Source organism: Bacteriovorax sp. Seq25_V (genome assembly GCF_000447795.1).
Taxonomy (GTDB): domain Bacteria; phylum Bdellovibrionota; class Bacteriovoracia; order Bacteriovoracales; family Bacteriovoracaceae; genus Halobacteriovorax_A.
The window spans coordinates 143,958-160,361 of record NZ_AUNI01000014.1; the positions used below are offsets into that span (position 1 = coordinate 143,958).

A 16,404-nucleotide genomic window follows, 5' to 3' on the forward strand; every position below is an offset into this window, starting at 1 on the left:
GTAAAATCATTTTACAACTAAGCATAGGGCATGGTCCCGAGTACTGAAAAGAGACAATGCGTTATCTTACTAAAATTATACAACTTTTTATTACCCTAATTTTTACTCAAATCCTTTATGCAAAGGACCTTCAAAGTATCGATGAAAAAATTGGAAAAATTATTCAAGACGGGAAGATATATCGCAAAGCAGTAGTAAATTCAGACAAGGGAATTCAAAGTCTTGATTATCAAATTCACGGCATCCATCCGAACAAGTGCAGCTCTGCACTAAAAAAACTCTCACGCTACGAGAAGTTCCATGAGTACCTCGATATCGTGAAACTTTCAGGATATTCAGACAAAAAAGGAGAAATTTATCTCTTTCTCGACTCTAGCCTCATGCCCTTCCCAATGTCACTTCATTTCAAAATTGAACGCATTACCAAACCTGGTAAGTACCAATTCTCTTTTGATAAAGGATTTCTCAAGGGCCTACTTGGAACAATCGAAGTCACTCAAACCCCAAAAGGCTGCTACTTCTACGCAAATTCCCACTGGAAAGGAAAGGCCTCAAAGATACCTGATTCAGTTTTTGAGATTTTTAGTGAAACAATCGGCGAACTTGCCATGAAAAATCTCTTTAGAGTCTCTACTCAGCTCTGATAAACTGCCCCCTTCCAATGGTGTTGACCTAGGTTCTTTGCTCCTCAATTTTAACAAGTTAACCGTCACTGTTGTTTACTGTTCAGTTTAAGTACGAGAAGCCCCTTACGGCATCCCCGTTTCCAAAATATATAACACCATTGCTGTGGGGCAGTTCAGAGATTGTGAATATCTCCCCTAAGTGTCAGTTCGCAGTTAATAAATGACTTTTTGTAACCACTCTGTTAAAAACTAGGAACACGGGAGAACAAACTTGGAAGTTAAACAAATCAGTGCGAGAGATACGTACCCAATAAGACATAAAATCTTAAGACCTGGACGTGAATTTGAGACGTGCATCTTCGAAGGAGATGACGACGAACAGACGATACACCTAGGTGCTTTTGTTGAAGGACGTCTTGTATCAGTAGCGTCACTTTATTATGAAAAAAATCCATTATTCGAGGGTGAGAATCACTTTCAACTCCGTGGAATGGCAACACTTGAAGAATTCCAAAGAAAGGGATTCAGTAGAGAACTTTTAAAAGTTGCTTTTCCAATTATTAAGCAGAATTTCTGTAATCTTGTATGGTGTAATGCACGAGTAGAAGCACGACCATTCTATGAGAAACTTGGTTTTGAATCATTTGGAGAAATTTTTGAAATTCCAGATGTGGGACCACATATTCTAATGTCAAAGGTGATTGCGTAGGCCATCACCTTTAGTTGTCTATTGGCTTACAATAACGATCAGTTCTTGATTTTTGCATTCCAGCTTCTTGGGCCTGAAAGCACTCGGGCTGATTGCTATATTTTCTGATATTCAGGCAGCTTGGTAACTTACAATTCACTAGAGAATCCCTATTTATACAGGCAAAGTGCTTATACTCACAGTCGTAAACGAGGTACTCTCCGCGACGATATTTTTGGTTTAGTTGAACCTCTTCAATATTACGCTTGTAATACTCAAATTCATCGCCAAAAGTGAAGAAGCTAAATAGTAGGAAAATCATGTTTTTACTCAACAATTGATGCTTTTTCTAATATTATAGCTCAGATAATCTCTTTTTAACAAAGCGGAATAAAAATGACTGTGATGCACAATAAAATTTTAAATGAACTTAAAAACCTTATCGTGAATGCTGTGAAGCAAACTCACCCGGAGTATCAGGTCGATGAGCTTTCAATTTACAATAGCATCACAGAACCACCAAATTTAAAAATGGGTCACTTCGCTTTTCCATGTTTTCTTCTTTCAAAAGACTTAAAGAATGCGCCGGTTAAGATTGCTGTCGAATTGAAAGAGAAAATTGAAACTTCAGAATTTGTAAGTGAAGTGATTCTTCAAGGTCCATATGTAAACTTCAAGCTAACAGCAAAAGCATTTGGGGAATACCTACTAAGTGACATCAATTCAGGGGAATTTTTCACGCGCACACTTACAAATGATCGACCAAAAACGATGATCGAATACTCTCAGCCAAATACACATAAAGAGCTACACGTAGGACATATGAGAAATCTTTGTCTTGGAAACGCGCTTGTTCATATTAAGCAGTATTGTAACCAAGATGTCGTTCCTGTTACTTACCCTGGAGACTCGGGAACTCACGTTGCAAAATGTCTTTGGTATTTGAAATATCATAACAAAGAAGCAATTCCTGAGACCGGAAAAGGTGAATGGCTTGGCCGTATGTACTCGACGGCAAACCTTATGCTTGAAGATCAACTTGGTACGGAAAAAGAAGACGAGAACCGTGCGCAACTGACAGAGATTTTGAAGCAGCTTCACGCAGGTAGTGGTGAGTTTTTCGACCTATGGACTGAAACAAGACAGTGGTCGCTTGATCTCATGCAAAAAACTTATGATTGGGCCGATGTTAAGTTTGATCGCTGGTTCTTTGAGTCAGAGATGGATGCACCTTCACTAAAACTGTGCCAAGAATATTATGAGAAAGGTCTATTTGTTAAAGACGACGGCGCAATTGGAATGAATCTCGAAGAAGATAAGCTTGGCTTTTGCATTCTTATTAAGAGAGATGGAACTGGGCTTTATGCAACTAAAGACGTTGCACTTGCGATTAAGAAGTTTGAAGAATTTAAAGTTATTAAAAATATTTATATCGTCGACTCACGTCAGGCATTCCACTTCAAGCAAGTTTTCAAGGTGCTTGAGCATATTGGATTTGACCAAGCAAAAGACTGCTACCACCTTCCATATGAGATGGTTGAATTAACTGATGGAGCAATGAGTTCACGTAAAGGAAATATCGTTGCCCTAAGTGATCTTATTAGTAATATGCAAACTTCGATCAAGACAAACTACCTTGATAAGTATACTGGTGAGTGGAGCCAAGAAGAAATAGAAACAACGGCAAAGCAAATTGCAAGTGGTGCCATCAAGTATGGAATGGTGAAGATGGATAATAACCGTAAAATCGTATTTGATATGAACGAGTGGTTAAAACTCGACGGTGATACAGGTCCTTACCTTCAGTACGTTTATGCTCGTATTAACTCACTTCTTGCCAAGCAAGGATATAACGAAGTTGACAGTGTCGACTACTCTACTCTACAAGCAGAGACTGAATTCACTCTGATGCAAAAACTTAGCTTCTTTAACGATATTGCATTTAAGTCACACGAACAAAATAAGACAAATGTTGTAACAACTTACCTTTTTGAACTTGGAAAAGTTTACAATAGCTTCTATGCGGATTGTCCAATCAGTAGTGCTGAACCAGAGACAAAGAAAGCAAGATTGGCCCTTTCAAAAGCAACGGCCTCTGTGATGAAGCAAGGTCTGGCGCTTCTTGGTATTGAATGTCCAAATAGAATGTAATTAAGGATTAATAATTTTTTTGAAGCTCTCGTCTGTGATGAGAGTTTTAATATTTCTATTCATTTCTTCGATTCGCTTGTCTCCCTTTTTGAAGGCTACAGCAACGGGACTCTTCATTGTCTCTCCCGCACGAATAATGGAGTAGGAAGACTTATTCTTCAATAAGTATTTTCCTACACGCAAGGGAGCAATAACACCGGAAACTTTTCCTGAAATCAAATTTTGAAAAGCTTTTTCTTTAGTTTGAAAGTACTTTAATCGAATATCAAATTCTTCATGGGCCTTTAAAAAGTTGTCTAGCCTCGAGTCCTTATCTCCACTTATTACTTTGTCTTTCAAGTCAGTAAATGAAGAAATTTTTGAAGAACTTAGAACAAAAAGAACAGATTCACGATAATAGAGAACTTCAGAAAAAGCGAAGCGCTGATCTCTCTTTTCCGTTATCTCCATTCCCATAAGACAAACCGGCTCACCTCGAAAGTAGAATGAACTAACCAATGCATCCCAGTTATTTTGAGTAATCCCAATATCTGTATCAAACTTAAGGTTGTATAATTTAATAATCTCAGCATCAATACCATGGGGTACTCCGTTTTCAACGTATTGATACGGTGGATACCCTGTAGACAAACCACAGGTCACACCTTCAACGGCCATGACTGAAAAACTTAAAAATATCAGAATATATTTGTATAAATGCACCTATTCATTATACTTGAAATGAAAGTAAAAACAAAATTTATGAAAAGAAAAAATTTACAAATCAGACTAGACATCAATGATATTCTCTTTGAAAGCGAAGATTATATCGCAGTTAACAAGAAAGCGGGCTGGCCAGTTCATAGTACAGTCGATAAATCACGTTCAAATCTCTTTGATGCACTAAAATCATTTATCAAGCAAAGAGATAAAATCAATGAAGATCCCTACCTTGCTCTTCATCATCGCCTTGATGTTGACACCTCAGGTATCGTCATCTTTGCAAAATCAAAACGTGCAAATCCTATACTCAGTGATATTTTCTCAAAGCATCTAGGCACAAAGAAGTACCAGGCAATTTGCCTTGGAAAGCCAAAGCATAGCGTAGGAGAATTACATCACTTTCTAAAAAAAGAGAAAGTTGGTCGAATTGAAAAAATGGTAGTTGTTCGCTCAGGTGGACAGAAGGCCATTCTTGAATACAAACTTATTCAAAGTAAACAGAGCTTAAGTATTGTTGAATTTAACTTAATCACAGGTCGTATGCACCAGATCCGTATCCAAAGCGCGACCGAAGGTTTTCCAATCCTTGGAGATACTCTCTACGGTGATGATATTAAGAACACGAATTATGCAACAAATGGACAACTCCTTCATTGTAAAGAGCTAAGTTTCTTTGATAAAATATCTAATCAAGAAATTTCAATTAAATGTGATGCACCTTTTTCATTGGATTCTCTTGGTCAAAAAGCAAATGACAACAATCTACAATATATACTTTTTAATAAGCCATTCAATGTTCTTTGCCAGTTTACAAAACAAAATGAAAATGAGCTTTGCCTCGGTGACTATAACTTACCAGCAGGAGTATACGCAGCAGGAAGACTCGACAAAGATAGCGAAGGCCTTCTTCTTCTAACTAATGATGGAAAGCTTATCGATGAGATGGCCTCACCAAACTATAACAAAGAAAAAACATACCACGTCCAGGTTGAAAATATTCCAAGTGAAAGCTCTCTGGAAAAACTTAGAAAAGGTGTGCTAATTCAAGGAAAGAAAACCAGACCTTGCAAAGTTCGAATTCTAAAAGAACTCAACGTTGAACCTCGTGATCCCCCAATTAGGGAGCGTGCAAATATTCCAACATGCTGGCTTGAAATCAAAATCACCGAAGGCAGGAATCGCCAAGTGAGAAGAATGACAGCAGCAATAAATCATCCCACGCTAAGACTTATTAGAGCAGCAATTGATCATTTAAAAATTGGAAATTTAAAACCTGGTGAGTATAAGAAAATAGATTTAAAGAAATAAAAAAGGCCTCTTAGAGAGGCCTTATATATATTTTAAAGTGTTGTTTGTTCGTACGCAACAACATCACACTTTGCATCAACATCTACGTAGTACTTGAAAACACCAGAGTATGTATTGAATAAGAATTCATACTTCTCAACACCATCTTGAAGCTCTTGAGTTTTTGTTGAAGTCATTTGATACTCATTTGTAACTTCTTCAATGCTAACTCCAAGATCATCAGCAAGAATATACTGTGCTTGAGTTTCAACTTCATCTCTACACTGATCTGCAAAAGAAGCAGAAGAGATTAAAGCCACTGTAAAAATCAATTTCAATAAATTTTTCATTTATGTCCCCTAAGTAATTCTTTTAATTGCTTGGAGAAATATCACTATTGAAATGAAACGAAAAGAGCCTAAATATAACTATGTATTTCCTACAAGATAGCTTTTTACCTAATAAATTTCAATTAATTACGATCTTTTAGTCCCAATACCAGCCCTGTTCCCATACCAAAGACAAGCCCTGCACCGTGTGCCCAGTTTGCAGCAGAAAATGAGAAGACATCGAATAAGCAAAGAAAGAACCAACCAATCATTAGAACAACATCCCTTTTTGGAAGTGAAAATTCACTCTCTTTATTCACTCTTGAATAAATCCATAGATATCCAAGTAGCGCATAAACAACACCAGAGAGACCACCAAAGTTAGGTCCTGCAAAGAAGGCCTGAAAAAAATTTGAGAAAGCGGAACTTGAGACCAAAAAAAGCAAAAGAAAGAAAGGGCCCTTAGTATTTTCCAGAATATTTCCAAGGTCCTTCCACCACATGAGATTAAAGAGAATATGCATAAAACCAAAGTGAATTAGTGCAGGAGTCATAAGTCTCCATAGCTGACCGGCCTCAATTAAGACAAATGTCAGTTCTTTTTGTGGAGGACCAAACATAAGCATATTATAGACATCAGCGTACTCCATAAAGTAGCCAAAAAAGTAAATAAGAATACAAACGATAAGAATTGAAAAAGTAAAATTCCCCATTGGAAGCTTCTGGATTTTTTCCCATTCAGGATCAATTTCAATTGGTTTTTTTACTCCAATTAAAACTCTAAAATGATCAACGGCTACAGGGAGGTCTTTTTCATCAGTCACATAAAGATGGTGCATACCTGACTCATCTGTTTCGATATCAACAGTAACACCGATTTTAGCCATTTCCCGACACGCGGACTCAGCTATTTTATAGTCAGCAAGGGAACCATATATAATTTTTTTATCAGTACTATCCAAACTTTATCTCCAATAAATGCCATTTTCAGTTATAATACCAAAGCTTTCTATAAACGAAAATGAAGAATTACCGATAAGCCTTAGCAGGAAGCAGGAGGTTAAAATGAATAAAGCTATTTTAGATAGAGTAGCCTACTTACTTGATTCAAAATCACCACAACAAGATTTCGACTTACTTATTAGTTTGCAAAAAGAGCAAGCTCCATGGTTGTCTAATGAAGAAGCAATTGACTGTGTTATATTCTCGCTAGTGAGATACTATGAAGATTATCAACTAAGTTACCTATGGTGGAACGAGATGACTCAATCACACTATGAACAAAGAGCTGCATAGCTACTTGAATGGATAAGTAAACAGAAAGGAAAGGCTTTGCGCCTTTTTCCTTTCGACTCCATTCAACCCCAACTTAAAATTGTTTTCAATATCTTTTGTCTCTAAAAATTTTCCAAATAAACGATCCCAGATATTAAAAATTGTTCCAAAATTTGAATTCATTTCTTTATTCTTATTACTATGATGAATCTGGTGAAGCTCTGGAGTGATAAATACAAGACCTAAAAATTTACTTAAATTTTGATTTAATTTGGAATTGGAATGTCCAAAGATTGCAAATGTTACAAGAATAGTTTCAAAGAGGAAGTAGTTCTTCAAACTGATGCCAAGTAATATACAAAGACTTACTTTATAAAAAAGAGATAAAATAAGTTCGATTGGATGAAATCGAATCGCCGATGAACAATCCAATAAAGTATCGCTGTGATGAACTCGATGAAGACGCCATAGAAAATTTATTTCATGCGTGAGATAGTGCTGCAGCCAAACAAAAAAATCAAGAAGAAGTAGACTTATAATTGTCTCGATTATTGAGTGTAAACGAAACAATTGTAAAAGCCCTATTTCATAAATTTCAAAGACTCCAATAATTACAGGAACTAGAAAAATTAAAATAATCTTTGTCAAAAAATATAATGATAAGTTTGTAACATAATGAGACAAACTTTCTTTCAAAGTCGTCTTATGAATTGGTTTAACAAGCTCATAGATAACAAGGATTAAACCAAGGCTATAAGGTAAGTATTTTACCGAGTCCATTAATTATTTTATACCTTCGACACATTTAAGGGCCTTTCTAAAATGCGGTCCTTTCATTTTACTTCGATACTTTTTGACAAAATTTTCAACCTTCCATTTTTCATTTTCAATTATATAGTCTGCTAATAGGTGCGAAACGATAAAAATTGAGGCCAGTGGTGTGATGCGTTTATTATCAATTCCAGCAGGAAAACCACTACCATCAGGCATCTCGTGATGTTGTTCTATTATCGTGTGAACATCTTGTGGAATATCATTCTTATGCTCAATGAGTGTCTTACTTGCCAGAGGATGAAGATTAACAAGTTTCTTTGCATCTTGTGAAAGAGAATCATCACTTTCAAATTCTGCCTTTGTTTTATATTGAGCAAGTTTTGAACTATCTCCAAGGGAAATATCATGAAGATATGAAGCATAGATAAACTTTTCAAGTGTCTGTTCACTCCCCCAGTCCATTTGCGTAGCGATCCCTGTTGATATATTAATAAGTAAACCAATATGGGTCATCAGATAAGGATCATCTTTCGTCGCCTTAAGCTTTTTAAAAAGTTCTGAGAGCTTTGGATTTCGTTGAACCTTATCGAGAAACTTTGTAACTTTGCGATCAAGGTCTTGAATCTTAAATGGAGCTGTGACGGCAGGATTGAAAACATCGAGAAAAACTTTTTCGTTATTAAATTCTATTTCTACCTTACGTACCTCATCACCTTCAGGAAGTGGATTTTCACGCTCCTTATGGGCCGGAGTCTCTGGTTCATCAGAAATAAGATTTAAATCTGAATTTGATTTCGATCGTTTTGAACTTCCAACTGCGACCAGAACTTGCGCTTGAAGATCACCTGGCTTGAATGGCTTTGCAAGAATACCAGCGAATTTATCTCTAAATTTTTCTTTAAAATCCTCATTAATAAGACCACTCATAATAATAACTGGTGTTTCAGCATTGTCCCCAGGATTGTATTCTTTCATCATTTTGACAATTTCTGCCCCATTAGAACCAGAGATATCTATGTCGATTAAGACACAATCAAATTGTCTTTCGAAAAGAGCATCCTTTGCCATATCAACAGTATTGGCCTTGACAATAATTTGAAAGTCATCAACTAAGCACTCCTCAACTAAATCGAGAAGTAACACTTCATCATCAATGACTAGAATAGACTTTTGCTTCATTATTCTATTTTAGGCGAAATATTAAATTCCAACAACTTATGTAAAAAAGTTAAATAATTTCCAGTAAATAACCGATAAAATCACTATGAGAATCTCACTAATTTTGACTTTATTTGTAATTTCAAGCTGTTCGACCTTCAACTATGGAACTAGATCGCAAAGGGCTCCTGCGAGTTTTAGCGTCTCCAGTTGTTTCAAATCAATAGGATCATTTCTTAATAGTATTGGAAAGTCCAAGCTTGAGTTAGCACTAGATAAACTGGAGTCAAACTCCTTAAGATTAGCAGATCGTGAAATATTAAGAGATCAAGCAAGTCAGATTCCATATCTTCAAGAACGCGAGAAATTTATTAAAGAGATTACTGAGTCAGAAATTATCTCAGATGATAATAAGAATCTCATCAATCTCTATATTAGACAAAAAAGCTCAAAGAAAGCATATCTTCAAAAAGAACTATATAGGCCAAAATATTTTGGAGGAGATGAAAACTTTCCTCTCACATTTGGTTTAGAGTTCGAACTTAAGATTTCAGAAAATCCAAATATCGTAAATGATTATCGAGTGACAGCTATAAGCGAACAAAAATGGTTACAGATGTCTTTTGAAGAAAGAAAGAAGGCAGCTATCAAGGCGCAAAAAGAAGCAACAGATATCGACCATATTCTAACAAGATTATCCTCTGCTGATCCAAGATTACCTGAGGGACTTTTCATTGAGCCCCATGGAACAATTGAAGGTAATGGAATGGTCTTTGAAAATCTTGGAGATTTTAGAGAGTTTCTTGATTTCTACGTTGAACGTTTTGGGGCCTCGTCTTTTCAGGCCCATCTTGTCACCAAGTCACAAGCTGACCTCAAAGGAATGACGGGCTATACAATTTTTGAATATGAGAAGGCTCAGCTAAAAACTTTGGAAAAAAGTTATGATCGTTTCTTAAAAGACAATAAGGCAACTCCGGCCTCTAATCTTGTTCACCATTCTCTTGGTCCAATTGATGAAACAATACGTGCAAAGATGCTTGTTTACGAAAATGATATCGCGGCTGGAGAGACCGACTTTTTGGCCAATGGGACCAAATCTATCTATGCTCCATCATTTCGAAATAATTCCCCATATGGAGAAGGACTGATGGGATTTGAATTAAGACAGTTTCATAAGAGATATAACGATATGTTCAGCTCTCTTAGAGAACTTGCCGAAGAATTTGAAACAAGTGGTAACCTTGAAAGATATAATGACTGGACAGAGGTTGAACAGGCTTCATTAGCAGGTGCTCGCCAAACTTTAGAAAGAGCACAAGTGAGCAGCGACTTAATCGACGACTTTGAAATTTTCCATCTCGCACTCGGTGATGAAATATCAAAACAAATTAAAATTCAAGGAGGCGCCAGAACTGGAGCCGCACCAGAGAACCGTCTCTTACTCCCTCTTTTAAACTGGGAGAATAATCCAATTACAAAAGACTTGTCATCTGAAGAACTTCAAAAGATAAAAACTTCTCAACAAGAATATATTAACGAAGTGATGAGTCTAATTAAAGATCGAGATGTATCAGAGGTAACTAAAGAAGATCTTGAAAAAATTAGGATAGCTATAGCTAAATTTGCTTATAATATTAATCTTTCGAAATCATATGATGATTTCATTAAGAACTCATCACAGAGAGCGAATAGTTTCCGTTATACCAAACTTCCTGAGCTTGAAAGTATCTTCACCAAGATTGATGATAAAGAAGGTATTCCTGTATACAAATTTAAAAGTGGAAGAAGTGGTACTTATAAAAACTATATTAGTAATACAGTCGAGATCCTTTTTAGAGATATTGGAAAAACAGGACATATCGAGGTTAGAATTGGGAATAAGTTTTATAGCGTAAATAATATTGCCAGCACGACAGTTTCATCGTCCATCAATCGCCCAACAGGCTCAAAGGGAAGAGTTTATCTCTTTGATAGAAACAAAATTGCGCTCTTCCAAGAGAGAATTGAGAAGTATTTTAAGTCCATTGAAAGGAACAACTTCCCACCATTTGATATGTACGGAGCACTAGAAAAAGTAGAAGTTGTCTCTGGAGGATTCAAGATGGTTGATTCAAAAAATAGGTTTAAAATTAAGGCTGAAATAAGAGAAATTGATGGCGAGAGATTCTTTGTTTCTCCTGACGAGTCAATTGTAACAAAAGTTATCACAAAGGATGGACAAGACTATATTCAAACAACAAATTGTACACGCGTTGTTAGTGATGTCTTTAGAGAGATTCTTGATTTTGATTTTGGAACTTATAACTCTGCCAAGTCTTTGGATAAAGCATTTCAAAATGGTAGCGTCAAGTTAAGACCTGATGCTGAATTCATTTATTAATTTATCGACTTTACTCGCAAAGATAAAATCACTTTCAACAAGGTCATCAATTTTGTGCGTCCACATTTTGATGGCCAATCGGCCATATGAAATCTCTAAATCGGGATGATGCCACTGCTCATCTGCAAGCATTGCAATTTGATTTGCAAGCTCCATTGGTGATTTAAAATCTTTAAATTTTATCTCTAAGAAAATTTTCTTATCATCATCAATGAGCTTCCACTCGGGATTAAGTTCAGTGAGAAGTTTGTACTTATCCTCCTTACGCAAAGGAGGTACTCCACCTTTACATGGAATACAATTTTTTTGTGATAAGCTCATATTCCCTCCTACTGGCAGAATGAATCAATTTTATCAGTTCTATTATACGCCTTTTTATCAAAGTCATATATATATGAACTCGTCCAATCAAAACAATGAATTGGCTTCGCAAAATCTATATCTTCTGGAGAAGAAACAATCGGAATATCTGATGTCTTATAGATGCATGTCTTAAAGGCAAGACTAACATTCTTTGCATAGTCCTTATCTGCAGATGCTAATGCCGGGTAATCCGAAACATATAGTCTAGGATAGCTTGGTGCTTCATTAAAATAGTAGTGCTCACCATTTTTAGAGAATGATTTTTTATTATCATTCCAGCGATAATATCCATGACGATTCTTAGTCGCATCAAAGCTATTGTAAAGAGGGTCTACATCAATTGAATCAATCACCCACTCTGGATGATCAAATTTCTGATAGCTCCCATAGAACTCACGTGAAATATTTTTAAGATTAGTAAAAGAGCCATCCTGGTTTTTATAGCGTGTATATGAGCACCCCTTAATAAATTGAACAACACCATATGATTCAAGATCACTCACACGATCTGTTTCATAAGCAATATGAGCACTCGTTCCGTACATCTTATCTGAACCAAAAGTTGTAATATAATCCTTAACAAGGATATTGAATTTTTTAAGATCACAGCTATTCGTTTTTTTACAATTACGATTCTTGTAGGTTTCATCCATAATTGTTTTCTTTGTAACTCCTGCGTAAGAAGAGCTTATCAGTAGAAGTGGTAAAATAAGTTTCAAAGGAACCTCCATTTAATGGAGGGAAAGTACATCATTTTTAATCATCAATGTTATTTCTTGAAATCTTTACACATCGCGTCAGTGTCGTAAGTTTTTATGATAATATTTTGAAAATTTTATCCAAGGTCAAAGAGAATGATTAAAAAATCAATATTATCAATAGCTTGCCTAACTACCTTTGCAACTCCTTATAACATGCAGGCCATAATCGATGGGAATAAGAAGATTATTGATGACTTTAGTTTTCTCTCTAAGGAGAAGATTAACCATCAGGCCAGCATCGCGATTATTGGAGATTATGTTCACCCAGAGGCCTTTGATACCATCAAGACAAACGACCTTGAAATTCCTAATAACGGTATCGATGATGATCACAATGGTTATATTGATGATTACTATGGAATGGATTTTGAGGTTGGACATGGAAGAACATCCGCACCCATTTTATCGGGTCATGAAAATGGAATCGTTTCAACTATTGATGCCATCGTTAATCATTATAATATTCAAAATAAGATTTCGGTCATTCCGATTAATATTACCATGCATAGACTTAACTTCGATGAACTCTATATAAAAAAACTTGCTGATGCAATTGATTATGCAAGAATTAGAGGGGCCTCTGTTATTTCGATGTCTTTAGGCGTTTCTAATGCCTATCGATCATTTTTTAAATTTATCGATAATGATTATGAAAAGTCTTTCAAGTATCTACAAGATGCGATTGATCGTGCAGTTGAAGAAGATATTCTTCTACTTTCGGCCAGTTCAAATAATTCAGGAAGAGATCACATTCTTGATCCAGAAGTACCAACAAACAATAAGGGAGTCATCTCTGTTGCCAATGTTGATTACAGTGGAAAAATTCAAAGTGCCTACGGCGAAAATATAACGACAGCTTATTTTGGTACAGGAATCTATGTATGGGGTGGCGAGAAAGAAGGTGACCTCAAGCAAAAAGGCAGCTCTTATGCGACTCCCCTCGTTGCACTTTCGCTAACGATCGCCAAGGCGCAAAATCCGAAGTTGGCCTATGGTACTAAGTTACTAAATAAGATTAAGCGCGCCTGTCAGGCAAAAATCAAGGCAAAGAAGAATGTTGCTTCAAAATGTATTTTCTCTCCTAAGCTATAACCTACTGAATAGACGTAAGTAGGAAGATCAGACAAAGTAAGATTGGAGCTTTATGATAAAATAGGTTTATTTTTAACCTATTTTAATGTATAAGCATCTAAACTACTGTATTTACGAAAATTTGCTTATATCCACTCTGAAGGAGAACGCGCTTGTTAAAAGTGAATAAAAAAGTTGAGTATGCGCTAATGGCCCTTAAATTTATGGACCAGAGGCAAAATTGCAACGAAACAAAACTTACAACTGCTCGTGAGATTTGTGATCACTTTAAAACACCATTTGATACGGTTGCAAAAGTAATGCAATCACTCAACGCACACGATATTTTAAGCTCAGTTAAGGGAATTAAGGGTGGGTATGAATTGAAAGTTGATCTTTCAAATCTAACATATAAGCAAATTGAAAATATCATTGAGGGTAAAGATGTTCAGCATTTTTGCCAGGGCAAGAAGGGACTTTGTGACTTGTATAGTACTTGTAACATCATTGGACCTGTAGAAAAACTCAATGCACACGTAAATAGTTTTCTTGAAAATTTAACACTTAGAGAATTACTAGAAGATAATGGAGAACACCACAATGAGCGAAACTGAATTTCCAAGCAGTGAATATAAGTATGGTTTCTATACTGATATTGAAACTGAAGAGTTTCCAAAAGGTCTCAATGAAGACGTCATCAGACTTATTTCTGCAAAGAAAGAAGAGCCTGAATGGTTATTAGAGTATCGTCTTAAGGCGTTTGCACTTTGGAAGACGATGACTCCTCCAAATTGGGCAAAATTAGAGATCCCTGAAATAGACTTCAATGACCTCTACTATTATGCCGCTCCAAAAAAGAAAGAAACACCAAAGAGTCTTGATGAAATTGATCCGGACCTCTTAGCGACATTTGAAAAACTCGGGATACCTCTTGGGGAACAAAAGAGAATCACAGGAGTTGCGGTAGATGCAGTATTTGACTCCGTATCTGTAGCGACGACTTACAAAGAAGATCTCGCAAAAGTTGGAGTAATCTTTTGCTCTATTTCAGAAGCAGTAAAAGAATATCCAGATCTAGTTAAAAAATATCTTGGAACTGTTGTTCCTGTTGCAGACAACTTCTATGCTGCACTTAACTCAGCAGTTTTTTCTGATGGATCATTCGTTTACATTCCTAAGGGTGTAACTTGTCCACTAGACCTTTCAACATACTTTAGAATTAATGCGAAAGATACGGGTCAGTTTGAAAGAACACTTATCATCGCAGACGAAGGAAGTTACGTTAATTATCTTGAAGGTTGTACAGCTCCACAAAGAGATGAGAACCAACTTCATGCGGCCATTGTTGAGCTTGTTGCGCTTGATGACGCTGAAATCAAGTACTCGACTGTGCAAAACTGGTACGCGGGAGACAAAGAAGGAAAAGGCGGAATTTATAACTTCGTTACGAAACGTGGAATGTGTGAAGGAAGAAACTCAAAAATTTCGTGGACACAAGTTGAAGCTGGCTCTGCTATTACGTGGAAATATCCAAGCTGTATTCTAAAAGGTGAAAACTCACAAGGAGCTTTCTACTCAGTAGCGCTTACAAATAACAAGATGCAGGCCGATACTGGAACAAAAATGATCCATATTGGAAAGAACACAAAATCAACAATTATCTCAAAAGGGATCTCTGCTGACCAATCTGAAAATAACTACCGTGGACAAGTAAAGATCATGCCATCAGCAACAGGTGCTAGAAACTATTCTCAGTGTGATTCGATGCTAGTTGGAAGTACATGCTCAGCAAATACATTTCCGTATATTGATGTAAAAAACAATACAGCTGTAGTCGAGCACGAGGCTTCAACTTCGAAAATTAGTGCGGACCAACTTTTCTACCTGCAGCAGCGTGGAATGGACATGGAGAAATGTATCTCGATGATCGTAAATGGATTTTGCAGTGATGTTTTCAAAGAACTTCCACTTGAGTTCTCTGTTGAAGCTGTAAAATTAATTGAAATGAAATTAGAAAATTCTATTGGATAATAAGGGCAAATAAAATGGCAAATTTAATTGAAGTTAAAAACCTACATGCAAAAGTCTCAGACGAAAATGGTGTAGAAAAAGAAATTTTAAAAGGAATTAACTTAGAAATCAAAGCTGGAGAAGTTCACGCGATCATGGGACCAAACGGTTCAGGAAAGAGTACTCTTTCCAAAGTAATTGCAGGACATCCATCATTTGAAGTTATATCGGGAGAAGTTAACTATAATATCAATGGAAAGCTCACTAACCTTCTTGACCTTGAAGCCGATGAAAGAGCAAAAAATGGAATCTTTCTTGGCTTTCAATACCCTATCGAGATTCCAGGTGTAACGAACTTTAACTTCCTTCATGAAGCATTCAATGAAGTATCAAAATCTCAAGGTGCTGGAGAGATGGATGAGAAAGCATTCAGAGAGTTTCTTGCACCAAAACTAGAACTTCTAGAAATGAGAGAGGAATTTCTATCACGTCCAGTTAACACAGGTTTTTCTGGAGGAGAAAAGAAAAAGAATGAAATTCTTCAAATGGCAGTATTAAATCCAAGACTGGCCCTGCTTGATGAAACAGATTCTGGTCTAGATATCGACGCTCTTAAAATTGTATCAAAAGGTGTTAATGCACTTAAGTCAAGATTCAATGCTGTTGTTCTCGTAACTCACTATCAAAGACTTCTTGACTATATTGTCCCAGACCATGTTCACGTTTTATACCAAGGACAAATTATTAAGTCAGGAGGCAAAGAGCTAGCTCTTGAGCTAGAAGAAAAAGGTTACGACTGGTTAATTAAACAATAAGAAATCGAGAC

General features: G+C 36.3%; 18 protein-coding genes. 10 read left to right on the plus strand and 8 right to left on the minus strand.

All coding sequences use genetic code 11. From position 1 onward, the window contains the following. The first annotated feature begins 56 nt into the window (after window positions 1-56). Window positions 57-644, plus strand: a complete 588-nt coding sequence (locus tag M900_RS06905; protein ID WP_021274237.1) for a hypothetical protein — start codon at window positions 57-59, stop codon at window positions 642-644. Window positions 645-897: 253 nt separating this feature from the next. Further along, complete coding sequence (locus tag M900_RS06910; RefSeq protein ID WP_021274073.1) at window positions 898-1,335, plus strand: GNAT family N-acetyltransferase; 438 nt, start codon at window positions 898-900, stop codon at window positions 1,333-1,335. A gap of 10 nt (window positions 1,336-1,345) precedes the next feature. Here M900_RS06910 and M900_RS06915 read toward each other — a convergent pair whose 3' ends face one another. Further along, window positions 1,346-1,636 (minus strand): hypothetical protein, encoded by a 291-nt coding sequence (locus tag M900_RS06915; protein WP_021274132.1) that lies wholly within the window; start codon window positions 1,634-1,636, stop codon window positions 1,346-1,348. Window positions 1,637-1,710: 74 nt separating this feature from the next. On the opposite strand from M900_RS06915, the gene argS reads away from it, so the two are divergent. Next, window positions 1,711-3,465 carry an arginine--tRNA ligase gene (argS, locus tag M900_RS06920; RefSeq protein WP_021274046.1) on the plus strand — a complete coding sequence of 585 codons (1,755 nt, stop codon included), beginning with the start codon at window positions 1,711-1,713 and terminating at the stop codon, window positions 3,463-3,465. Here argS and M900_RS06925 read toward each other — a convergent pair whose 3' ends face one another. Next, entirely contained in the window at window positions 3,466-4,167 is a 702-nt protein-coding gene (locus M900_RS06925; RefSeq protein ID WP_157680578.1) for an ABC transporter substrate-binding protein, read from the minus strand. 39 nt (window positions 4,168-4,206) lie between these two features. Here M900_RS06925 and M900_RS17565 point away from each other — a divergent pair, with 39 nt between their 5' ends. Then, window positions 4,207-5,475 (plus strand): pseudouridine synthase, encoded by a 1,269-nt coding sequence (locus M900_RS17565; protein ID WP_198295962.1) that lies wholly within the window; start codon window positions 4,207-4,209, stop codon window positions 5,473-5,475. Window positions 5,476-5,507: 32 nt separating this feature from the next. On the opposite strand, the gene M900_RS06935 is transcribed toward M900_RS17565, so the two are convergent. Both M900_RS06935 and M900_RS17085 read right to left on the minus strand, forming a co-directional pair. Beyond that, entirely contained in the window at window positions 5,508-5,804 is a 297-nt protein-coding gene (locus M900_RS06935; RefSeq protein ID WP_021274149.1) for a hypothetical protein, read from the minus strand. A 122-nt stretch (window positions 5,805-5,926) separates the two neighbouring features. Beyond that, a complete protein-coding gene (locus M900_RS17085; RefSeq protein WP_021274172.1) occupies window positions 5,927-6,745 on the minus strand; it encodes a rhomboid family intramembrane serine protease in 819 nt (272 codons plus the stop codon). Between the two features lie 103 nt (window positions 6,746-6,848). Between M900_RS17085 and M900_RS06945 the strand changes: the two genes are divergently transcribed. Further along, window positions 6,849-7,079, plus strand: coding sequence for a hypothetical protein (locus M900_RS06945; RefSeq protein ID WP_021274301.1), 231 nt, complete (start codon window positions 6,849-6,851; stop codon window positions 7,077-7,079). Here the strand turns inward: M900_RS06945 and M900_RS06950 are convergent, their stop codons facing one another. Then, window positions 7,080-7,838, minus strand: coding sequence for a sterol desaturase family protein (locus M900_RS06950; protein ID WP_021274085.1), 759 nt, complete (start codon window positions 7,836-7,838; stop codon window positions 7,080-7,082). It lies immediately after the preceding gene. Between the two features lie 3 nt (window positions 7,839-7,841). Further along, the gene (locus M900_RS06955; RefSeq protein ID WP_021274294.1) at window positions 7,842-9,011 is read right to left on the minus strand and encodes a response regulator; all 1,170 of its coding nucleotides are present in this window, start codon (window positions 9,009-9,011) and stop codon (window positions 7,842-7,844) included. Between the two features lie 85 nt (window positions 9,012-9,096). On the opposite strand from M900_RS06955, the gene M900_RS06960 reads away from it, so the two are divergent. Continuing rightward, window positions 9,097-11,373, plus strand: a complete 2,277-nt coding sequence (locus M900_RS06960) for a hypothetical protein (RefSeq protein ID WP_021274018.1) — start codon at window positions 9,097-9,099, stop codon at window positions 11,371-11,373. Here the strand turns inward: M900_RS06960 and M900_RS06965 are convergent. After that, window positions 11,344-11,694 carry a 4a-hydroxytetrahydrobiopterin dehydratase gene (locus tag M900_RS06965; protein WP_021274207.1) on the minus strand — a complete coding sequence of 117 codons (351 nt, stop codon included), beginning with the start codon at window positions 11,692-11,694 and terminating at the stop codon, window positions 11,344-11,346. The genes M900_RS06960 and M900_RS06965 overlap by 30 nt on opposite strands. Window positions 11,695-11,702: 8 nt before the next feature. After that, window positions 11,703-12,455 (minus strand): hypothetical protein, encoded by a 753-nt coding sequence (locus M900_RS06970; protein WP_021274032.1) that lies wholly within the window; start codon window positions 12,453-12,455, stop codon window positions 11,703-11,705. 135 nt (window positions 12,456-12,590) lie between these two features. Here M900_RS06970 and M900_RS06975 point away from each other — a divergent pair, with 135 nt between their 5' ends. The 4 genes from M900_RS06975 (at window position 12,591) to sufC (ending at window position 16,393) form a co-directional block, all read left to right on the plus strand. Further along, window positions 12,591-13,589 carry a S8 family serine peptidase gene (locus M900_RS06975; protein ID WP_034731789.1) on the plus strand — a complete coding sequence of 333 codons (999 nt, stop codon included), beginning with the start codon at window positions 12,591-12,593 and terminating at the stop codon, window positions 13,587-13,589. Window positions 13,590-13,750: 161 nt separating this feature from the next. Then, window positions 13,751-14,182: an Rrf2 family transcriptional regulator gene (locus tag M900_RS06980; RefSeq protein WP_232422285.1), complete on the plus strand. Its 432-nt coding sequence runs from the start codon at window positions 13,751-13,753 to the stop codon at window positions 14,180-14,182. Continuing rightward, window positions 14,169-15,599 (plus strand): Fe-S cluster assembly protein SufB, encoded by a 1,431-nt coding sequence (gene sufB / locus M900_RS06985; protein ID WP_021274081.1) that lies wholly within the window; start codon window positions 14,169-14,171, stop codon window positions 15,597-15,599. Before M900_RS06980 ends, sufB begins: the two co-directional genes overlap by 14 nt. Before the next feature lie 14 nt (window positions 15,600-15,613). Then, window positions 15,614-16,393, plus strand: coding sequence for a Fe-S cluster assembly ATPase SufC (gene sufC, locus M900_RS06990; protein ID WP_021274193.1), 780 nt, complete (start codon window positions 15,614-15,616; stop codon window positions 16,391-16,393). The last annotated feature ends 11 nt before the right edge of the window (window positions 16,394-16,404 follow it).